This window comes from Emticicia sp., from assembly GCF_049241225.1.
Taxonomy (GTDB): Bacteria; Bacteroidota; Bacteroidia; order Cytophagales; family Spirosomataceae; genus Emticicia.
In genome coordinates, this window is the sequence record NZ_JBMLRC010000108.1 from 1 (window position 1) to 1,769 (window position 1,769).

Consider the following 1,769-nt stretch of genomic DNA (forward strand, 5'->3'; position numbering starts at 1 on the left):
TGGTCATTAGTTTTTCTGATTAATTTATATGGTAAAATTGACCAAAAATTTATTAAAATGCGGTTAAAATTAATTTTCATCAATTATCTTGACTGATTTCAGGGTAGTAAGAAACTATATGGGATAAAATGTTTTTACTTTGAAAGTAAAGAGAATAAATATTTATACATCTGAAAATAGTCAAAACGAATAATTATCCCTTTGCTTCAATAATTTTCCGATAGGGTTTCAATACCATCAATGATAAAATTAAACCAACTCCTCCGCCTACGGTAAACAATACCATCATCGAATATCGAATCAAATTTTCATCTTTAAATACAAAATCAGTAAATAATGCCACTAATGTTGGGCCTAAAGACATTCCTATCAGATTGAGGATAAAAAGCATTATTGAAGAAGCCAAAGCTCTTACTTGATTCGGCATAATTTCTTGAATGGCGGCAGTTGCTGCACCAAAAGGTGCTGCTAATCCAAATGTAGGTAATGCCAAGAGCAAAATAGCCCATTCGGCTTTGGGCATAGACACTGCCAAAATTCCGCATAAAGATAATATGGCAGCCAAAACACTGATTCGTAAACGTCCATCAGTTTTACCTTCTTTTACTAATTTATCGGCATACCAGCCTCCGAATAAAACACCAGAAATAGAACTACACACAACCACCAACCCGAAAAATGCTCCTGCTCGCGGTACCTCCCAACCATAAGTTCTTGAGATAAAAGTAGGAACCCATGCACTACAGCCAAAATTGACCAATGCTTGGGTAGAAACAATAAAAGAGATAAATAAATAGGCTTTTTTGTGTTGAAAAATGATTTTTAAAGATTCGCTGAGCGAAAGGTGAATATTTTGTCCGTTTTTTTGAATAAGGTTTTTTCTGGCAGGTTCAGAAACCGTAAAAAGCAAAAGGACAATTATAAGTCCGGGTAAACCTACATAAAGGAAAATCAATTGCCATGGAAAAATTTCTCCGAAAACTGGAATATGCACCATACCTTCGGTTGGTAGCTTAGCTACAATTCCCGAACCAATGAGTGTTGCTAAACCTCCGCCTAAAAAAATCCCCATACTAAAAACACTCAGTGCCGTTGCGAGGCGGTTTTTAGGAAAAATATCGGCAATGATTGAATAAGCCGAAGGAGAAAGAGTAGATTCGCCCACACCAACTCCCATACGAACCAAGAAAAATTGCAAATATGTGCCAACGCCTGCACAAAGGGTTGTCATCATTGACCATACCGTTACACCTAACATGATGATGTTTCTGCGGCTTTTTCTATCAGCTAATCGACCAATGATTACTCCAAAAAAGGTATAAAAAAGAGCAAAACTCAGTCCCATCAATAAACTTACTTGGGTGTCTGATAAATGTAAATCTCTTTTAATTGGCTTAACTAACAAACTTAAAATTTGTCGGTCGATAAATGATGAAATATTGGCTAAAGTCAATAGTCCCACCACATACCACGCATAACGGTTCGATTCTTTCATTTTATAATAGGGTTTGGTTTTTATTTTTGGGTCTATCATTGTAGAGACAAGGCATGCCTTGTCTCTACCGGTGTGATATTTTATTTTCCCATGTTCGCCTCCAGGAAATCAAATTCTTTCTTAAATAATCCTGCTTTTGAAACGGTTTTATCACCGAATTCTAAAATATTCCCCGCTTGTTTATCATACTTCTTCCATTCGGGCAAACCTGCAGCATTAGGATTACCAGTTTTGGCAAAATTCACCCAGTAACTCGACATTGTGTTTTCGATTT

2 protein-coding genes are annotated in these 1,769 nt (G+C 36.3%); both read right to left on the reverse strand.

The features are described from left to right. Nucleotides 1-193: 193 nt before the first annotated feature. Nucleotides 194-1,495 (reverse strand): spinster family MFS transporter, encoded by a 1,302-nt coding sequence (locus ACOVO2_RS06795; RefSeq protein ID WP_421769247.1) that lies wholly within the window; start codon nucleotides 1,493-1,495, stop codon nucleotides 194-196. An 80-nt stretch (nucleotides 1,496-1,575) separates the two neighbouring features. Continuing rightward, on the reverse strand, nucleotides 1,576-1,769 hold a 194-nt coding region (locus ACOVO2_RS06800), incomplete at its 5' end, for a carboxylesterase family protein (RefSeq protein ID WP_421769248.1).